Annotated in this window: 20 protein-coding genes; 17 read left to right on the top strand and 3 right to left on the bottom strand. The window is 55.5% G+C overall.

The genetic code is table 11. The features are described from left to right. Window positions 1-152 precede the first annotated feature (152 nt). The 13 genes from QZ305_RS09740 (at window position 153) to QZ305_RS09800 (ending at window position 11180) form a co-directional block, all read left to right on the top strand. Complete coding sequence (locus tag QZ305_RS09740) at window positions 153-479, top strand: hypothetical protein (protein WP_294731624.1); 327 nt, start codon at window positions 153-155, stop codon at window positions 477-479. A gap of 175 nt (window positions 480-654) precedes the next feature. Further along, window positions 655-1062: a histidine kinase gene (locus QZ305_RS09745; RefSeq protein WP_294731625.1), complete on the top strand. Its 408-nt coding sequence runs from the start codon at window positions 655-657 to the stop codon at window positions 1060-1062. A 2-nt stretch (window positions 1063-1064) separates the two neighbouring features. Further along, entirely contained in the window at window positions 1065-1784 is a 720-nt protein-coding gene (locus QZ305_RS09750; RefSeq protein ID WP_294731626.1) for a hypothetical protein, read from the top strand. A gap of 9 nt (window positions 1785-1793) precedes the next feature. Then, complete coding sequence (locus tag QZ305_RS09755) at window positions 1794-2834, top strand: LacI family DNA-binding transcriptional regulator (protein WP_294731628.1); 1041 nt, start codon at window positions 1794-1796, stop codon at window positions 2832-2834. Window positions 2835-2938: 104 nt separating this feature from the next. Then, window positions 2939-3400, top strand: coding sequence for an rRNA maturation RNase YbeY (gene ybeY, locus QZ305_RS09760; RefSeq protein WP_294731630.1), 462 nt, complete (start codon window positions 2939-2941; stop codon window positions 3398-3400). Then, entirely contained in the window at window positions 3375-3734 is a 360-nt protein-coding gene (locus tag QZ305_RS09765) for a diacylglycerol kinase family protein (RefSeq protein ID WP_294731632.1), read from the top strand. The genes ybeY and QZ305_RS09765 overlap by 26 nt, the downstream gene beginning before the upstream one ends. Next, window positions 3731-4624 (top strand): GTPase Era, encoded by an 894-nt coding sequence (era, locus tag QZ305_RS09770; RefSeq protein WP_294731633.1) that lies wholly within the window; start codon window positions 3731-3733, stop codon window positions 4622-4624. The genes QZ305_RS09765 and era overlap by 4 nt, the downstream gene beginning before the upstream one ends. 30 nt (window positions 4625-4654) lie before the next feature. After that, entirely contained in the window at window positions 4655-5446 is a 792-nt protein-coding gene (gene recO / locus QZ305_RS09775; protein ID WP_294731635.1) for a DNA repair protein RecO, read from the top strand. 104 nt (window positions 5447-5550) lie between these two features. Continuing rightward, window positions 5551-6936, top strand: coding sequence for a glycine--tRNA ligase (locus tag QZ305_RS09780; RefSeq protein ID WP_294731637.1), 1386 nt, complete (start codon window positions 5551-5553; stop codon window positions 6934-6936). Between the two features lie 11 nt (window positions 6937-6947). Continuing rightward, window positions 6948-8699 (top strand): DNA primase, encoded by a 1752-nt coding sequence (gene dnaG, locus QZ305_RS09785; RefSeq protein WP_294731638.1) that lies wholly within the window; start codon window positions 6948-6950, stop codon window positions 8697-8699. A gap of 203 nt (window positions 8700-8902) precedes the next feature. Next, on the top strand, window positions 8903-9946 hold the full coding sequence (gene rpoD / locus QZ305_RS09790) for an RNA polymerase sigma factor RpoD (RefSeq protein WP_294731652.1): 1044 nt from the start codon (window positions 8903-8905) through the stop codon (window positions 9944-9946). Further along, window positions 9943-10593: a class I SAM-dependent methyltransferase gene (locus tag QZ305_RS09795; protein WP_294731639.1), complete on the top strand. Its 651-nt coding sequence runs from the start codon at window positions 9943-9945 to the stop codon at window positions 10591-10593. Before rpoD ends, QZ305_RS09795 begins: the two co-directional genes overlap by 4 nt. Then, window positions 10590-11180 carry a hypothetical protein gene (locus tag QZ305_RS09800; protein WP_294731640.1) on the top strand — a complete coding sequence of 197 codons (591 nt, stop codon included), beginning with the start codon at window positions 10590-10592 and terminating at the stop codon, window positions 11178-11180. The genes QZ305_RS09795 and QZ305_RS09800 overlap by 4 nt, the downstream gene beginning before the upstream one ends. A 91-nt stretch (window positions 11181-11271) precedes the next feature. Here the strand turns inward: QZ305_RS09800 and ispH are convergent, their stop codons facing one another. Together ispH and QZ305_RS09810 are read right to left on the bottom strand one after the other, a co-directional pair. Continuing rightward, window positions 11272-12135 carry a 4-hydroxy-3-methylbut-2-enyl diphosphate reductase gene (gene ispH / locus QZ305_RS09805; protein WP_294731641.1) on the bottom strand — a complete coding sequence of 288 codons (864 nt, stop codon included), beginning with the start codon at window positions 12133-12135 and terminating at the stop codon, window positions 11272-11274. 32 nt (window positions 12136-12167) lie between these two features. Next, a complete protein-coding gene (locus QZ305_RS09810) occupies window positions 12168-12311 on the bottom strand; it encodes a hypothetical protein (protein ID WP_294731642.1) in 144 nt (47 codons plus the stop codon). Between QZ305_RS09810 and QZ305_RS09815 the strand changes: the two genes are divergently transcribed. Next, window positions 12301-13629, top strand: coding sequence for a DEAD/DEAH box helicase (locus QZ305_RS09815; RefSeq protein ID WP_294731643.1), 1329 nt, complete (start codon window positions 12301-12303; stop codon window positions 13627-13629). The two genes, QZ305_RS09810 and QZ305_RS09815, sit on opposite strands and share 11 nt — an antisense overlap. Then, window positions 13626-14549 (top strand): deoxyribonuclease IV, encoded by a 924-nt coding sequence (locus QZ305_RS09820; RefSeq protein WP_294731645.1) that lies wholly within the window; start codon window positions 13626-13628, stop codon window positions 14547-14549. The genes QZ305_RS09815 and QZ305_RS09820 overlap by 4 nt, the downstream gene beginning before the upstream one ends. Window positions 14550-14714: 165 nt before the next feature. On the opposite strand, the gene ispG is transcribed toward QZ305_RS09820, so the two are convergent. Further along, window positions 14715-15794 carry a flavodoxin-dependent (E)-4-hydroxy-3-methylbut-2-enyl-diphosphate synthase gene (gene ispG, locus QZ305_RS09825; RefSeq protein WP_294731646.1) on the bottom strand — a complete coding sequence of 360 codons (1080 nt, stop codon included), beginning with the start codon at window positions 15792-15794 and terminating at the stop codon, window positions 14715-14717. Window positions 15795-16041: 247 nt separating this feature from the next. Between ispG and QZ305_RS09830 the strand changes: the two genes are divergently transcribed. Both QZ305_RS09830 and QZ305_RS09835 read left to right on the top strand, forming a co-directional pair. After that, on the top strand, window positions 16042-18084 hold the full coding sequence (locus tag QZ305_RS09830) for a penicillin-binding protein 2 (RefSeq protein WP_294731648.1): 2043 nt from the start codon (window positions 16042-16044) through the stop codon (window positions 18082-18084). 16 nt (window positions 18085-18100) lie between these two features. Beyond that, a complete protein-coding gene (locus tag QZ305_RS09835; RefSeq protein ID WP_294731650.1) occupies window positions 18101-18802 on the top strand; it encodes a protein phosphatase 2C domain-containing protein in 702 nt (233 codons plus the stop codon). Window positions 18803-19307: the final 505 nt, after the last annotated feature.

Below are 19307 nucleotides of genomic sequence, written 5' to 3' on the forward strand. Positions count from 1 at the left end.
TCATCCAAGTGTACAGGATGTGAGAGTCGGAACCTCACCAAAGTTTAGAGCGCCGGTTTTTCATGCAGCCGGCTGTACCGGAGGGCAGTGGTATCCGGCGGGTTTCCGGCGGCAAATGGCGGTAAAATGACAGAGAGAAACGAGGTGCAGATATGTTGAGCGAACTGAACAATGAACGCAGAAATCTGGTATCCGACTTGAAGCTGCAGGCTGCCAGCCGGGCATTGCGGGAAGCGGCGGACCAGCTGGATGACAGAATGATGCCGCTGAAAGGCAGCCATGAAGAGTATGTGGCGCGAAACCGGGAAGAGGATCTTCGTCAGATCGGCATGCTCGCTGTGGCAGCCGGGCTGTCCGCTGCGGCAGTGATTGCTCTGATTGTGCTGGTGACAAAGCTGGTCAGAAAAGGTCAGATCAGAGCAGACGAAAAACTGGAAGAAATCAGGCGGGATCTGGAACGCCGCATCGAACAGGCATAGAACCTGAAGGGAGCCTCGCCGGCATGCGGGCTCCTTTTTTAAGCCGGTGGTCTGTTCCGGCGGAATTCACATCAGAATCAGACAGTTTGTAAGCTCTGTGAGAATTATGAAAATTGTTTCAAACCGGTAAGGGGAGACAGAAGAATCATGCTATAATCGCTCTGAGGTGATATCAATGAGTCTGGACCAACTGATGCAGGCTGTTTCACAGTTCGCTTCCTGGCTGCTGCCTGTGGCAGGTGTAGCCGTACTGGTCTACCTGGTCCTGTTTCTGAAGACTCTGATCGAAACGCTGAAGGATCTGTCCCTGACCCTTCTGACCGCCCAGAATGAGATCGAGAAACTTGACGGACCGTTGCAGACACTGGATGACCTGTCCAAAACCGTGGATGAAGTCCACGCAGCCATGAAGCAGATGGCTTCCTCCGCAGCAAAATCCGCGCAGGAAGGCATGGAACATGTGAAGGAATGGTTCTCCAGATCCAAAGAGGAAACGCAGGATGCCGTGGAGGAGATCCGCGTGAAAACCGATGAAGCCGTGGCAGCTGCAGCGGCGAGTGCCGAAGAAGCTATGGAGGAGTGAATATGACAGATAAACCCAACGAACGTCCGGAAGACCGGAAACCGGAAACACCGGAGGAAACCGAAACACAGAAAGATGAGCTGGAACAGGTGGATGAAATGGAAAAGGAATCCCTGAACGAACTCCAGACATTCCGGGAAGCGGACAATGCCGCCAATGATGATGCCGTCAATGATGCCGAAGAGGCACTGAAGAAAATCTTCGAAGACATGCGCCGGTGGATCAGGGAAAACGGAGATCCGGAAGTGGTGAAGGAGCGTCTGGAGAAGGGACGTCAGGATATTGCGAAAGTGCTCATGGAAACCCGGGACAGCGTGATTGCTCTGGCCAGATCCGAACAGTTTAAAAAGACGGTGGAAGCCGGACGGGATTTTGTTGTGGGAACCGGATCCATGATTGCGGATGGCGTCAAATACGGCGCGGATCAGCTGATGAAAAACCCCGCGATCAGCAAGGTGGTTACAGATGTGGACAGCAAACTGGATTCCCTGAGGCAGAACGAGAATCTGAAGGGAGCGGTGGATTCCGCGGAAGAAGCCATGGACAAGCTGAACACAGCGATTTTCAACGGCATCCGCAGTTTCTTCAGCAAACCGGCTGATGCCTCAGCTTCCAAAGCACCTGCTGCGGATGAACCCCCTGCAGTTCCCGAAGACAGGGACCTGCCGGCTGTGCGCGGAGAACAGCGTCCTGCCGTGACGGATCAGCCGGATGAGAAATAGAAGGTACGCATGAAACGAATTACGATTTACGACGTAGCCAAGGAAGCGGATGTTTCCCTGGCAACAGTCAGCCGGGTCATCAATGACAGCAATGTGGTCCGGGAAGATACAAGACAGAGGGTGCAGGAAGCCATTGAGAAACTCGGCTACAAGCCCAATGCAATTGCCCAGGGGCTGGCTCTTTCCAAAACCACGACCATTTCCATTGTCATGAGCGAGAATCTTTTTGCCTACAACTCCAAGATTCTGAACGGACTGATGGATGTGGCGAAAATCTACAATTACAACATCATGTTCCATACAACATCCAAGGGCATTTCCCGCATGCAGGATGTCATTGAATCCATCATCAAGTCACGTGTGGATGGAGTGATCCTGTTCAATGACAACTTCAATGACGAGGAGATGGAGGTGCTCAAGGAGTACCAGATTCCCATGGTGATTGTCGGTGCCAAGCTGGACCGGGAACCGGAAGGCAAGGTCGGCAATGTGTATGTGAACTTTGAGAAACTGGCGTATGATCTGGTCAATGAGAGTTTTGACCGGGGCATCGAAGACATCACGCTGGTGGAAGACAAGCTCAACCTCAGCATGATGAACCAGCTGCGCCGGGGCATCGAAAAGGCCTTTGAAGAACATGGAAAGGAGTTCACGGGATACATCGGCTATGATGATTCCTACAAGAGCTCCTACAACTTCCTGACGGATTACTACAAGGACAAAAAACCCAGCAAACTGGTGATCACCTTCCGGGATTCCCAGGCGATTGCCGTCCGCAATGCCGCCAACGAGGCAGGCTGCAGGTCCATGGAAGACTACGAAGTGATTTCCATTCTGGATTCCAAGTATCTCGCCATGGTCCGTCCACCAATCAACTCCTACATTCTGCCGGAGTACGACATGGGAGCCATTGCCATGCGTCTGCTGACCAAGATGCTGGTCAACGATCCTTCAGTCCAGGAAGACCGGAAGATCGAAATCGAATATTCTCCCATGATCCGGGAAAAGCGTCAGGATACGGAAAAGGTATCCTTCGAAGCCATCAGCTGAATCGTCTGAATCAGGAGCGGTGAAAAGCCGCTCCTGTTGACGTTGAGCCGAGACTGCAGACTTACAGTTTGCCTCTGTCACATCCGGACGCCTATAATGGGGACATGGAGATTATCTACACTGACCAGACCGGAACCGGTTTTCTGGACTCTTACATCCCTTTATATGAAGAAATTGCAAGCAAAACAGCCAGACATCTGAATCTGGAGGACGATTTCCAGCTGGGTGTTGTGGCCATGACCCCGGAGCAGATCCATGCAGTCAACCGGGAGTATCGTCAGGTGGACCGGCCGACGGATGTGATCAGCTTCGCTCTGCAGGATGAACCGGATGCGTTCCGCATTCCCGGGGAGCCACTGGAACTGGGAGACATTTTCATCAGCATTCAGGCTGTCCAGGACCAGGCGGCTGAATATGGTCACAGCCAGAAGCGGGAAGCTGCCTTTCTGTTCTGCCATGGTCTGCTGCACCTGCTGGGATACGACCACATGACACCGGAAGATGAAACTGTCATGTTCGGCCTGCAGCGGGAGATTCTGAATGGACTGGCTGAAAAACAGGTTTAAGTACGCTGGCCGAGGTTTCGCACGGGGGGTATTCCGGGACAGAAGCATACGGCTGCAGCTTGGCCTGGGCCTGACTGCCTGTCTGGTGGCCTGGAAGCTGAAATGCACGGCTGCCGAGTGGCTCTGGATCCTGCTGGCTGTGGCTCTGGTGGTCAGCGGCGAGATTTTCAATTCCTGTCTGGAAAAAACCATCGATTACATTTCCCTGAAACGGGATCCGCGGGCTGCGCTGATCAAGGACATGGCAGCGGCCGGGGTTTCGGTTCTGTGTCTGTTCGCAGCCGTGACCGGCTGCGCCATCTTTCTGCCCAAAATTCTGGAGGTTTTCTCATGACTCATAAATCAGGCTTCATTGCCATCGTCGGACGGCCCAATGCCGGCAAATCCACGCTGCTCAACGCGCTGCTTCAAACCAAGATCGCCATCAGCTCCGACAAGCCAAATACCACCCGCAACAACATCGCGGGCATTTTAACGGAACCGGATGCACAGTTTGTGTTCCTGGATACGCCGGGCATTCACAAACCGCAGCAGCAGCTGGGACGGGTGCTGAACAAAAACGCCTACAACGCCATGGAAGACGCAGACGTGGTGGCCTGGATCATTGATGTGACGCAGAACTTCGGTCCCGGGGATGAATTTGTCCTGGAACGGATCAGGGATCTGCACAAACCTGTGATTCTGCTGGTGAACAAGGTGGATCTGGTTCCCAAGGAAAAGCTGCTGCGCAAACTGCTGGACTGGCAGGAGAAATTCGATTTCAGCGATATTGTGCCGGTATCCGCCAAAGCGGGAGAGAATCTGACGGAGCTGAAAAAGGTCTTTGAAACGTACCTGCCGGAAGGCCCCGCGCTGTATCCGGAGGAAATGATTTCCGATCATGACCTGGCGTTTCAGCTTTGCGAAATTGTCCGGGAAAAGATTCTGTGGCGCACCCACGAAGAAATTCCGCATTCCGTCGCGGTTGTCCTGGAAAAAAGCGAGGAACGGGGCAGAAAGCTGCTGCTGAACTTTGTCATCATCGTGGACCGCAATTCTCAGAAAGGCATCCTGATCGGCAAGGGCGGGGACATGATCCGGTCCATCCGCCTGGCTGCCCAGACAGAGATCAAGAACAAGCTGAACCGTCCTGTGGATCTGGAGCTGTATGTGCGGGTGGAACCGAACTGGCGGAACAAGGAAGCCAAAATCAAGGAATTCGGTGTCGATCTGCAGAATGAGTAACTGCCTGCGGCAGCAGGAGGCCGCTGACCGGTGAGCCGGAAACAGCTGGAGGGACTGGTGCTGGAATGCACGCCGTACCGGGAACGGGATGGGCTGGTGGCCCTGGCTACGCCGGAAGGTGTTATCCGGATTCTGGCCCGGGGCATCCAGAAGGAAACCTCCAGAAACCGCCGGATCTGTCTGCCCTTCACCAGAGTGCAGATTGAAACAGAGCAGCAGGGAGAAGGCATGCACAGACTGATCCATGGAACCCTGCTGGAAGACTGCGGCGTGATCAGCGAGGACCTGCGGATGCAGGCGGTCTGTCTGGCGGTGAATGAAGCGGTGATCCGCAGCGGCATGCCTGCAGGTCTGTATGCCAGGCTGGAGGCTCTCTGGTTCAGCTGCCGGCAGAAGAATCCGGACTGGCTGGGACGGGCTGCAGTAACGGCAGCACTGATTCTGCAGGCGGAGGGCATTGCCCCGCAGGTGGACGGATGCGCCATCTGCGGCAGTCAGAGTCAGATCTGTTCGATGGATCTGGAAAGCGCCGGTTTTCTCTGCCGGCGGCATGCCAGAGGGCGCCCTGTGTGGAAACCTGAGCGGCTGCGGCGCATGCGGCAGGCCGTCAAAGTCCCTCCGGGTCTGGAAAACCGCCTGGATCTGACCGGTTTCACGCTGGCGGATGTCCGCCTGCTGCTGGCCTGGTATTCCCGCTATGGCCACAGTCCGCTGAACAGCGTGCGGTTTCTGGACCTGGTGGTCTCCATGTATCCGGAACCAGATGATTCGGCGCAGACAGAATCAGCCAGGGAAAATCCGAAAAATACCGGTAACAACTGACGGTCTCCAGCAGGAGACCGTTGCTTTTTGTGCTACAATAATCTATGTCTATCCTTGCGCTTTGCACAGAACAACGGCAGGGATATAAAGAAAGAGGAGAATATATGAGCCAAAAAAACTTCAACGAAGTCGTGTCTCACATGAAAAACTACGGCTTTGTTTTCCAGGGAAGCGAGATTTACGGCGGCCTGGCCAACACATGGGATTTTGCCCCGCTGGGAATCGAGCTCAAGAACAACATCAAGAATGCCTGGTGGAAGAGGTTCATCACTGAACAGAAGGAAAATGTGGGCCTTCAGTCCGCAATCCTCATGAATCCGAATGTCTGGGTGGCCAGCGGGCATGTAGGCGGTTTTTCCGATCCCCTCATGGACTGCCGCAAATGCAAGACCCGGTACCGGGCTGACAATCTGATCGAAGAGGTGACCGGCGGCGAGGTAAACCCGGCCGGATGGTCCAATGAACAGATGGAAACCTACATCCGGGAACATGAAATCGCCTGCCCGGGCTGCGGTGCCAGGGATTTCACCCCGATCCGTCAGTTCAACCTGATGTTCAAGACGTTCCAGGGTGTGACGGAAGATGCGAAAAACGAAATCTATCTGCGTCCGGAAACTGCCCAGGGCATTTTTGTGAACTTCCGCAATGTCCAGCGCGCCATGCGTAAGAAGCTGCCCTTTGGAATCGGACAGATCGGCAAGTCATTCCGGAATGAAATCACGCCGGGCAACTTCATTTTCCGCACCCGGGAATTCGAGCAGATGGAGCTGGAATTCTTCTGCAAGCCCGGCACTGACCTGGAATGGTTTGACTATTACTGCAGGACCTGCGTGAAATTCCTGGAGGATCTGGGACTGAGCCAGGACAGGCTGCGTCTGCGGGCCCATGATCCGGAAGAACTGGCCCATTATTCCAACGGAACCAGCGACATTGAGTTTTTCTTTGGAGATCCCATTGGCTGGGGTGAACTCTGGGGAATTGCCGACCGCACGGATTTTGACTTGAAAGCCCACCAGGAGCATTCGAAGCAGAGCCTGGAGTATTTTGATCCGGAGACAAACGAGAAATACCTTCCCTATGTCATCGAGCCCTCCGTGGGTGTGGAACGGCTGATTCTGGCTGTGATGTCCCAGGCACTGGAAGACGAGAAGATCTCGGATACGGATACCCGTCTGGTGCTCCGGCTCAAGCCGTGTCTGGCTCCCTACAAAGCCGCGGTTCTGCCGCTTTCCAAGAAGCTTTCTGCCCAGGCCAACGAGATTTTCGAGGGTCTGTGCCGGGAATTCCCCGTTACATATGACGAGGCCCAGTCCATCGGCAAGCGGTACCGCCGTCAGGATGCCATTGGCACACCTTTCTGCGTAACGGTGGACTTCGATACCGAAAAAGACGGCTGTGTCACGATCCGGGAACGGGATTCCATGGAACAGGTGCGGGTGCCCGTTACACAGCTGGCTTCCTGGATCGGCGAGCGCTGCCGGTTTGAATAATCTGAACTGAAGTGCCGGTTTTTTCCGAGAATACCATCAATGAAGTCCGGGCCCGCACGGATATCGTGGATGTCATTTCCCAGTACGTCAGTCTGGAGAAGAAAGGGAAGGAATTCAAAGGCGTCTGCCCCTTCCACGACGACCACGATCCATCCATGTCCGTGAGTCCGGACAAGCAGATTTTCAAGTGTTTCGTCTGCGGTGCAGGGGGTAATGTCTTCACCTTTCTGCAGAAAATCGAGCAGATCACCTTCCCGGAAGCAGTGACCCGGGCTGCCGCCATGGCCGGGATCGATCTGAAACTGCCCCGGACAACGGCAGTCAGTCCGAATCAGAAAGCCTGGAACTGCCTGCAGTCCTTCACGGAATATGCCCGGTATTTTCTGGACAGTCAGGAGGGGGAAGAGGCCCGGAACTACTGCCGCAAGCGGAAGATCTCCGAAGAACTGCTGCAGACATTCGAAATCGGCTGGGCGCCCGGTCAGGAACGGCAGGTACGTTTCTTCCAGGGAAAAGGCTGGGACAGGGAGATGCTGGTGAAAACAGGGCTGCAGCAGCCGGAAACCGGCCGGCCGGTCTTTGCCGACCGGCTGCTGATACCCATTCACGACCGGGCTGGTCATCCGGTGGGGTACACAGCCCGGACACTGCAGAAAAACTCTGAAATTCCCAAATACGTCAATACACCGGCCACGCCGCTGTATGTCAAAGGCGATCTGGTCTTCAACTACCACCGTGCCAAGCCCGCCGCCCGGAAAGCTGGACGGGTCATTCTGGCTGAAGGGGCCATGGATGTGATTGGTCTGGCCAAAGCCGGCATCCGGGAAGCGGTGGCGAATCTGGGCACAGCCTGCACGGATACCCAGCTGGAACTGCTGCGTCAGCTCCAGGTCCCGGTCCATGTGTTTTACGACAGCGATCAGGCCGGCCGGAAAGCCGCGTATCAGTTCGGACGCCGGGCGATGGCGGCCGGGATCCCCTTTGCGATGGTTGCCGCCCGGGGTCTGAAGGACCCGGACGAGATTTATCTGGAGAAAGGGGCGGCTGTCCTGCGTCAGGTCGTGGACCACACCATCTCCTATCCCGAATTTCTCATGGACTACCTGGAGGAAACAGGGAATCTGGAGAATTACGAGGAAAGACTCCGCTACGGAGAAGAAGTCTCCCAGGCAGCCTGGAAGCTGCTGAAGGATTTTGAGCAGCCGGGGTTTTTCCAGAAACTGAAAAACAAAACCGGATTTGATTTTTCCGTCAGGGCACAGTCTGAAACCCGGCAGGAAACCCGGCAGACCACACGGCGAAAATCCGCCAGACCCATGCTTCCGGCTGTCAGGGAAGGACGGAAACGGGCGGAGGAGGCTGTGCTGCAGATGATGCTCACAAGCCGGGCTGCCGCCATGCGCTACCGGGAAGAAGTGGGATTCTTCGATGATCCCGCCTGTCATGCCCTGTCTCTGTACGTCTATGATGCCTATCGTTCCAGTGAGGAGCTGGATCCTCAGTCTCTGTTTGATGTGATCGAGGAGGAGGAAGCCCAGGGGCTTCTGGCGGATCTGATGGCCCGCCAGCTGCCGGAAGAGGCGCAGGCATTTTTTGAAGACAGTCTGTGTGCAGTCAAGGACCATGTCCTGGCAGGTGAAATCGAATCAGTCAACAAACGCATCCAGGAAACAGACGACCTGGAGGAAAAGAGCAGACTGGCGCAGGAGAAAATGGCCCTTGTCATTGCCCGGCACCAGGTGCGGACCCGAAAGGAAGGTTAGTCATGCCAGCGAAACAAAACGCTTTAAAAAACAGAAAATTTGCCAGTGTGGAGGATGCAAAACTGTATCTGGAAGCCATGCGGGATGCCAATCAGGACATTTCGCAGAATGAATTCATGGAATCCATCTCCAATCTGCACCTGGATGACGAAGCCACGGACCAGCTTTTCAACTGGTGCGAAGACAATGGCATCAATTTTGTGATGGACAACGATGATGAGGATTACGATTCCGATGATTCAGACGATCTGGACGAGGATGAAGATGACGAAAACTCCGTGGAGGATGAAATCAGCCAGCTGGAGCAGACATTTGCCAATGCCAGTCACACCAAAATCAATGATCCGGTGAAAATGTATCTGAAGGAAATCGGGCAGATTCCTCTGCTGAACCCGAAACAGGAGCCGGTGATCGCCAAGGCCATTCAGGATGGAGAAGATGCCCGGGCAAAGCTGGAAAGCCAGCCCGATCTGAGTGATGAGGAAAAACGGGAACTGAACCGGATTTCCGCAGAAGGCGAGCAGGCCAAGCAGCTGCTGATCAGCTCCAACCTGCGTCTGGTGGTCTCCATTGCGAAGAAGTACGTGGGACGCGGCATGCTGTTCCTGGATCTGATCCAGGAAGGCAACTGCGGTCTGATCAAGGCAGTGGAAAAATTTGACTACACCAAGGGATTCAAGTTCTCCACCTATGCCACCTGGTGGATCCGTCAGTCCATCACCCGGGCCATTGCCGACCAGGCCCGGACGATCCGGATCCCTGTGCACATGGTGGAAACCATCAACAAGCTGACCCGCATTCAGCGGCAGCTGGTCCAGGACCTGGGCCGGGATCCTCTGCCGGAGGAAATCGCCGAGAAGATGGAAGGCATCAGTGCGGAAAAAGTCCGGGACATTCAGAAAATCGCCCTGGATCCGGTTTCCCTGGAGACGCCGATCGGCGAAGAGGATGATTCCCATCTGGGTGATTTCATTGAGGACAAGGAAACCCTGTCTCCGGATGACTACACCAACAACCAGCTGCTCAAGGACGAGATCAATGCGGTTCTGCAGGGTCTGACGGAACGGGAGGAGAAGGTTCTCCGTCTCCGGTTCGGTCTGTATGATGGCCGCACCCGGACGCTGGAAGAAGTGGGCCGGGAGTTCAATGTGACAAGGGAACGGATCCGGCAGATCGAGGCCAAGGCTCTGCGCAAGCTGAAACACCCCAACCGCAGCAAGCGGCTGAAGGACTTCGTCAAATCATGAACCCGCGCCTGGCGGTTCTGCTCTCCCATGTAACAGGGCCCATCCTGGCGGATGTAGGCTGCGATCATGCACTGCTGGCGGCAGCTGCGGTGAAAACCGGCAGAGCCCGGAAGGTCTATGCCTGTGACATTGCCGAGGGTCCGCTGAACAGAGCCCGGGCGACAATCGCAAAAGAAGGGGTGACAGAGTCTGTCATCCCTCTTTTGTCTGACGGACTTGCGGCTCTGCCGGAGTTCTGCGATCAGATTGTCATAGCGGGCATGGGTGCTGAAACGATTGTGGAGATCCTGACAGCGGGAAGCGGGAAACTGGGTCCCGCCACCAGACTCCTGCTGTCTCCTCATACCAAAGCCTCGCTGCTGCGGCAGTGGCTGGAGGAGCATGGCTGGATCATCTGTCAGGAACAGTTTGTCCAGGACCGGGAGCGGTTCTATCCGGTGATGGATGTGCGGCCAGGGAGCACAGATTCCGGACTGAAGCCGGAAGAGCGGCTGTTCGGGGTCAGTCCCCTGCAGGATGAAACCTGGTCCATGTATCTGGATGCAGAACGTACCCGGCTGCATCAGCTGCTGGAGCGGGTCCCTTCACCTGTAAAACCCGGTATCCGCCGGCAGCTGGAACTGCTGGAGAAAGCGGCGGGACAATGATGGAGACACCAGGCGTCCTGAAGGTACACGATACGGAATTCAACGTACTCAGACTGCTGGGACACGGAAAAGGCGGCTATTCCTGGCTGGTAAGCCGGGATGGAAAAGAGTATGTCATCAAGCAGATCCACCACGAGCCCTGCACATACTACACTTTCGGAAATAAAATCGAAGCGGAACTGCGGGACTTCCATCGGCTGAAAGAAGCCGGCATTGCAATCCCGGTCATGCTGGATGTGGATATGCAAAGAGAGCGGATTCTGAAGGAATACATTCCGGGACCGACGGTCTATGATCTGGTAGCTGCCGGTCAGCTGCCGCCGGTTTGTACAGAACAGATCCGGCGACTGTCCTGTCAGGCCCGAAATGCCGGTCTGAATCTGGACTGGTTTCCCACGAATTTCATCTGGCATCAGAATCGCCTGTATTATGTGGATTATGAGTGCAATGACTTTATGGAGGAGTGGAGTCTGGAAAACTGGGGGATCCGCTACTGGACCCGGACACCGGAATTCCTGCAGGATCTGAACCGGCGCAGACAGCTGCCTGACACAGGAGCCCAAGCCGCATCGCCGGATCCTGACTGAATCCGGTCAGCAAAAAAAGGCATTCGCCTGGGAACCGCATCTGTACGGTTTCAGGCGAATGCCTTTTCGTTTTTGAAAGTCTCTGTCCATGCTATGCGGTTTCCAGTTTCCGGATCACCTCATCCACCAGATGCCCCGGGGTGCTGGCTCCGGATGTCACGGCCACTCTGGCGCGGGCAGGGATTCGATCCACGTCCAGATCAGTTGCGGATTCGGTTCGGATCACCAGCGGGATCCCGGCTTTGCGCCCCACAGCCTCCAGCTGTCTCGTGTTGTTGGAGAGGGGATCGCCAATCACGATCAGCACATCTGTGTCCGCAAGCTCCAGAACGGCTTCCTGCCGCAGTCTGGTGGCACTGCAGATTTCGTCGTGAAATTCCGCCTGCGGGTACTGCTGGCGGATGGCTTCAAAAAGATCCTGAATGTCCAGCACCGACATCGTTGTCTGGTTGGTCACAAACACCGGGCGGGTGATTCCGGCAGGAATGGCCTGTTCTCCGGTGATCAGATACACCTGATCCGAACTGGTGTACACCGCTTCCGCTTCCGGATGTCCCTGCTTGCCGATGTAGAAAACCGCATATCCTTCTTCCAGCTTCTGACGGACAATCTTCTGGGTGGACAGAACAAAGGGACAGCTGGCATCCACCGTGATCAGCCCTTTGTCTGCAGCCTTTGCGCGCACTGCATCACTGACGCCATGGGCTGTGAAAATCACGATGCCCTGATCCACCTGATCCAGCAGCTCCAGCCGGGTGTGCCCGTTTCCTTCCACCGTCCGGATTCCCGCCGCTGTCAGTTCCTCCATCACATGCCGGTTGTGGACCAGCTCGCCCAGAACCGTCACCGGGATATCCGGATTTTCCCGGCGGACTTTCAGGGCCGTGTCAATGGCTTTGCGAACCCCGCCGCAGGCTCCCTGCACTTTGACGCGGGCAATGGACTGCACCTTCATGTCTGTTCCTCCGTTTCATCCGGTTCATTGTATCACGGCCCGGTTTCCTCCTGCATCCATGCCCTGTCAGGCAGAGCCTGCTCTGCCATCGGCGAAAAAGGTGCTGGTTTGAATACCGCCGGGAAGTCTGAGATAATCCAGTCGGATACAAAGGAGTTGATTTCAATGTCCCGCATAGAGGAAATCATGAAGATAGAGGGCTTCAAAAAGCTCACACCCATTCAGGAAGCGGTGGTGAACCGCAAAGATCCCAATCGGGATCTGGTGGGCATTTCCAGTACAGGATCCGGAAAATCCCATGCCTTTTTCATGCCGCTGTTCGAGCGCATCGATCCGGAGAAGGACGAAGTGCAGGCGGTGATTTCGGTGCCGACCAGGGAACTGGCGTATCAGCTGTATGAACGTGCGAAGAACCTGGCGGCTCATTTCGGGATCCGGGTGAAGCTGGTGACCGGCGGCATGGACCGGCACAAGGTGGGAACCCGCCGGCCGCATCTGGTGATTGGAACGCCGGGGCGGATGAAGGACCTGTTTCTGGATGACAGGACGCTGCGTCTGGATACCGCGAAGGTGATGATCATTGACGAGGCGGACATGACGATGGAGTTCGGCTTTCTGGAGGATGTGGATCAGATCCTGTCGAAGATGGGAGAGGAAACCCAGGTCATGGTGTATTCCGCGACGATTCCGGAGAATCTGCAGCCGTTTCTGAAAAAGTATCTGCACAATCCGGAGATCATCACCATTGATACCAATGAGGAGTTCCAGAGCAATGTGACGAATTACCTCGTGCCGGCCAGGCATCTCAGCTACGAGGACAAGCTGCTGCAGATCCTGCCGGCGATCAATCCGTACATTGCGCTGATTTTCGCCAACACCACGGAGGAAGCCGCTCAGGTGGCTGCCCGGATGCGAGCCGAGGGCTATGACCTGGTGGAGCTGCATTCGGATATGGAAAGCCGGGCCCGGGCACAGGCGATCCGGCAGATCCAGTCTCAGAAGAAGTCCTATATCGTGGCCAGCGACATTGCCAGCCGGGGGATTGACCTGGAGGGCATTTCTCATGTCATTTCCCTGGGATTCCCGAAGGATCTGAAGTTCTTCTTTCACCGGATTGGCCGCACAGGGCGTGCCGGACGGGATGGAATCGCCATTTCGATTTATCAGGACAAGGACCGGCAGGCGGTGGATTCTCTGAAGAACAAAGGCATCCAGTGGCAGCACAAGGATGTGCGCCGCGGTCAGTGGGTGGATCTGAAGCCTCTGGAGAGGCGCCCGCGGAAAGGAACCGACCCGCTGCAGGCGGAGATTTCCAAAATTGTGAAATCCGGCAAAAAGACGAAGGTCAAGCCGAACTACAAGAAGAAACAGAAGCAGCAGATCGAGCAGCTGCGCAGGAAGCGCAAACGGCAGATCATTCAGGAGGATATCCGCCGGCAGAAGAAGGAACGGGCGAAGGAAAAACAGAAGGCCAAACGCCAGGGCAGCCGATGATCTGGCTGGGTTCTCATGTATCCATGAAGGCGCCCGGTTACCTGCTGAGCGCCGTGCAGGAATCCATCGGATATGGATCCAATGCCTTCATGATCTATACCGGACCACCGCAGAACTCCAGACGGGTGGATGTGGAGAAATTCCGGATCCCGGAAGCCCTGGCGCTGATGGATAAGGCCGGGATCGACCGCAGGCGGGTGATTGTTCATGCCCCGTACATCATCAATCTGGCCAATGCCATGAAACCGGAGACAGCGGATTTCGGCGCAGAGTTTCTCCGGGAGGAGCTCAGGCGCACGGCGGCGATCGGCGCTTCCACTCTGGTGCTGCATCCGGGCAGTCATGTGAAAGCCGGGACGGAAACCGGGATCACCTGGATCACGGACCGGCTGAATCAGATCCTGGAAGAGGATGATTCGGATGTGGTGATCGCTCTGGAGACCATGGCGGGCAAAGGAACGGAGATCGGCCGGAGTTTTGAAGAACTGAAGGCAATCCGTGACGGGGTCCGGTTTCCGGAGCGGATCGGCGTCTGTCTGGATACGTGTCACATCCACGATGCGGGCTATGATCTGAGCGATTTCGATGCGGTGCTGGAGGAGTTTGACCGGGTTCTCGGTCTGGACACCCTGAAGGTGATCCACGTGAATGACTCGAAGAATGCCCGGGGTGCCGCAAAGGACCGTCACGAGAACCTGGGAAAGGGGTACATCGGGTTTGAAATCCTGTATGGAATCGTGCATCATCCAAAACTGGCGCATGTGACCAAGATCCTGGAAACGCCCTGGATTGATGACAGACCGCCTTACAAGGAAGAAATCGCACTACTGCGGATGGAGCCTGCGGAGGCGGCTTTGCAGGCTGCTGCCCGAATGCTGGCGCAGGAGGATCAGACAGAGAAGGAAGAAACCGCTGTCTGACCGGCAGAGGATGCATGCTTTGTTTCCTGCGGAATCCGGACTTGTGAAATCTGCAGATGAAAAGGCACCGGAAACCCGGAGCCGGATCTGATCCGGTACCGGGAATCCGGTGCCTTTTTCCTGTTGGGAGAAAGATGCGCCGCGGTCTGTGAAACCGCCAGGGTGTCAGTGACTGACTTCAGTTGCCGTTGCCGGTTTGAAGGCATCAATTTCCGCCTTGAGTCGGTCGGCCATGGCTGCCACCGGGATCTTCTCGATGATTTTTCCTTTTTTGATCAGCAGTCCTTCGTCTTTGCCTCCGGCAATGGCGATGTCCGCATGCCGGGCTTCACCGGGTCCGTTGACGGCACAGCCCATGATAGCCACGGTCATTTCCTTGTTCACCCCCTGCAGGTACGCCTCGATTTCGTTCACCACCGGCTCCATATTCCACTGCGTGCGGCCACAGGAAGGACAGGCAATGAGGTTGGGCACGTTGTGCAGCAGACCGCAGTCTTTCAGCAGTTCCCGGACAATGGGAATTTCCTTCTGTGCGTCTCCGTTTACGGAAATCCGGATCGTGTTCCCGATTCCCTCCAGCAGCAGCGTTCCCAGAGCGAGACTGGATTTGATGGCGCTGGTGAGCTCCGTTCCCGCTTCCGTCACGCCAAGATGCAGAGGATAGTCAAAGGTTTCACTGGCCAGCCGGTAAGCCTCGATGCAAAGCAGCGGATCGCTGCTTTTGAAGGAGAGCACTGTATCGTAAAAGCCGCACTTTTCCAGGATCCGGACGTGCCGCATGGCACTTTCCACCATACCCTGGGCAGTGGGCCGGCCATACTTGTCGTGAATGTCCTTTTCCAGGGAGCCGGAATTGATGCCGATCCGGATCGGAACGCCGTGCTTTTTGCAGGCAGCCACCACAGCCCGGACATTTTCCTCACTGCCGATGTTGCCCGGGTTCAGCCGGATCTTGTCGGCGCCGTTTTCAATCGCCGCCAGCGCCAGCCGGTAGTCAAAGTGGATGTCTGCCACCAGAGGAATATGGATCTGTTCCCGGATCCGGGCGATGGCCCGGGCATCTTCCATGTCCATGCAGGAAACCCGGATGAGCTGGCAGCCCTGGGCCTCCAGCTGCAGGATCTGGTCCACGACTTCTTCCACCTGTTTGGTGGGGTGAGAGCACATGGACTGAATGATGACGTCATTGTTGCCGCCGATGACCAGGTCACCGACTTTCACGCTTCTGGTTTCTGTTCGTTTCATGTCTTCATTGTGGCGCAATCCACCCGCCTGCGCAACTCCCGGCAGCCCCGGCAGGCAGAAATCGGTTTCTGTCACAGACGGCTGACACTGTCGGGAAATGAGACAGAATGGCAGTTCCTGGATTCCGCCGGCGAAAAAATAACCCGGCACCCTCTGTGACTGATATAATTACACAAGTCCGGAAATACCGGGATCCCGGCAGCAGCCCTGCCGGCATCTGTGACGTACACCGGAAAGGAGGGAGCCAATGGCGAAAAAGCGAACGGCAAAAAACCAGAAAACTGTATCGAAGCGCATCCTGGCCCTGTCCCTGATCATTCTGGGACTCTTTGCGGTGCTGCTCGCCAGACTGATCTGGCTGCAGGTCATAGAGAACCGGGCGTATACAGAGAAAAAAGACGATTACACATCTGTCAGACAATACAATTCTCCTCCCAGAGGTCAGATCTACGACCGGAATGGAAAGGTGCTGGCCAAAACGGTGGTATCCCACAATTTTGTCTACACGTCTCCTCAGGGAATGTCCTATGACGACTATGAATTCTACGCAGACCGGATCGTTCATGTCTTCGACGTGGACCCGGACCAGTTTTCCACCCGGGACAAGCAGGAAGCATACATGACCTGGACCGGCTGGCTGGATCCGGAAGATGAACGCTATCAGGCCAGGAACCTGCTTTCTGCCGCTCAGCGGGAACTGCTGGATTCCGGAGAAATGTCCGAGTCCGAACGGTATGCTGCACTGATGAAAAAAATCGGCGATGAGCAGATCAGCGAAATGAGTGACGAGGATCTGGTCAAAGCCGTGATCTATCAGCGCATGACTTCCAACATCGCCGCCGGGCAGGAATCGGTGATTCTGGAAGATGTCAGCGACGCCGATGCGGCGTATCTGGTGGAACACAAAACAGAATTCCCTGGATTTGACGTGGACTTCGGCGGCTGGAAACGGGAATATCCCTATGGAGAAACTCTGTCCGATGTCATTGGCACTGTTTCCAGCAGCACGGAAGGACTCCCTGCGGACAAACTGGAATACTACACCGCCAGAGGCTATCAGCTGAACGCTCCGGTGGGAAAATCCGGTCTGGAACTGCAGTACAATGATCTTCTGGCCGGCCGGGAAGAAATCTCTCTGGTGACCTACAACTCCAATGGACTGGCTCAGACCGAAGTCATTCAGCAGGCCCAGAAGGGATACGATATTGTCATCAGCATCGACATCGAACTCCAGCAGACCATGGACGATGTGGTGAAATCCACTCTCCAGTCCAACGCCGGCACAAGACGCCGGGAGAATTTCTCCTCCCTGTTCATGTGCATGATGGAACCGGAAAACGGCAGTCTGCTGGCGCTCTCCGGCTACCAGATGGACCTGGAAACCCGGAAACTGACCTATTTTGCCTCGGGCAACTACACCTCGCTGGTCAACCCCGGCTCCTCCATCAAAGGGGCCACGGTATACATGGGTCTGACAGAAGGCGTGGTGCAGCCCCAGGAAACCATCATGGATGAAGTGATGAACATCGGAGGAGAAGAATTCGGTTCCTTCAACAACTACGGCGCTGTGGACGCCCGCAGAGCCCTGTCCGTTTCCTCCAACGTCTACATGTTCAACATTGCCATCCGTCTGGCCGGCGGTTCCTACGTGAACGGACAGCCCCTGAGTCTGCCCAATGACCAGGAGACCTTCGTGAAAATGCGTCAGTATTATTCCATGTTCGGACTGGGCAACGCCACAGGGCTGGACATACCCGGAGAAGTGGACAGCTATGTCGGTGTGGGATCCAACCCGGGACTGCTGCTGAACTTTGCCATCGGGCAGTTCGACATGTATACCCCGGTGCAGCTCATGCAGTACATCTCGGTGATCGCCGAAGACGGCAGGATGTATGAGCCGCACTTCTTCCAGTATGCCCAGGAAGTCAACAGCGAAGAAGTGGTGGACATGAAAACGAAGAATCTGAAAAACACCGTACCCGAAGGCACCGAAGACAACATCAAAGTGGTGCAGGAAGGCATGCGGGCCTGTGTCACCGATGGCAACTGCGGGGAAAAGCTCAAGAATCTGGAACAGCCCATGGCTGCCAAAACCGGCACCGCGGAAGTTGGTGACTGGACCACCGCCAACCTGGTGGGTTACGGACCGGTGGATGATCCGAAGGTCTCCTTTGCCTGCTCCGCCCCGCTTTCCTCCGTCAACTCCAAGGACGTTGCACCCAACATCTGCGGCTCTGATGTGGTTCCTCCGGTTCTGGAGAAGTATTTCGAGCTGTATCCCGTCAAGTGACACAAAAGGAGACTGGATGAACATCTGTCAGACAACCATGCAGGGAACCGCCCATCAGCTGTTTTCTGTTCCCAACCAGGATGCGTTTGCCTTTGATATTCAGGAGGAACGGATCATTGCCGCGGTCTGTGACGGCGTGTCGCTGGATTCCGGCGGAAACTGGTCCAGAAGCCAGATCGCAGCAGCTTTCTGCGCGGATGCCTTTGTATCGGCTCTGCGGAGTGCCCCCTCTGAAACGGCTTCTCTGTTTCATGCCTTTCAGAATGCAGCCGGCGGCCTTCTGGAGCATCTGCAGAAGCAGGAGATTTCCTGGATGGACTGCCAGACCACGTTGCTGGGAGTCATCGTCACGGAATCCTGCCTCTATGCCGGTCTGGCCGGGGACGGCGGAATCATCTGCGAAGACACAGCCGGGGACATCCGGATCATCGTGACCAAACCCAAGACGGATGCCATGGTGGAACCCATCGTCATGGCCTCCGCCTGGCGGTTCCATCAGGTGGAACACCCCCGCCGGGTCCTGATCGCCACAGATGGTATCTTCGATGCACTGATCCATGTGGAAAACGGTGAATTCACTGCAGACATGAATCAGGTACGTCAGTGGCTGAATGCCTCCCAGGACGAACTGGACCAGCTGACAGATGCTCTCCCGGGTCATGACGACAAAACCGTGGTTGTGATCCGCACAGAAAGCTCAGAAAAGACAGCATTATGAGATTACAGCCGGTGGCCTCTGCTGCCGGTTTTTGTCTGCTCTGCCGATGGGGATGGCCCGGCCATCCCTGGACAGGGCGGACACCTGAAAGGGGAGAAGGTAGCAGTATGGGAAGGGTGGTGGGCTGCAGATGACTGGCGGGAGCCTGTATGGAATGTGTGAGGTCTCCATTGAATGATCGGAGGCTTCAGGAGAAAGAGGGGAGAGTTGCACGAACTGCTTCGATTTGCATTTACCGGTAAGATGGAATAGAAAAATGTAAAAAAGAACAAAAAAGTGATTGCATTCTCCTGTGGCTGTGGTATTATAAGTGAGCCGCAAGTCAGTTGAACTTATCAACTGAGTCATCGAATTGAATGAATAAAAAGTTCAAAAAAGTCGTTGACAAGCTCTTGCGGACGAGTTATGATATATAAGTGCTGAGGGAGCTGGTTGTCCTTGACAGGATGGCTGCTCACTTGGGATGATTATCAGGCTTTGGGCTTCAGATATGGTCCACAGCCAA

The sequence above is a fragment of the uncultured Faecalibaculum sp. genome, assembly GCF_910588395.1.
Taxonomy (GTDB): domain Bacteria; phylum Bacillota_I; class Bacilli_A; order Erysipelotrichales; family Erysipelotrichaceae; genus Faecalibaculum.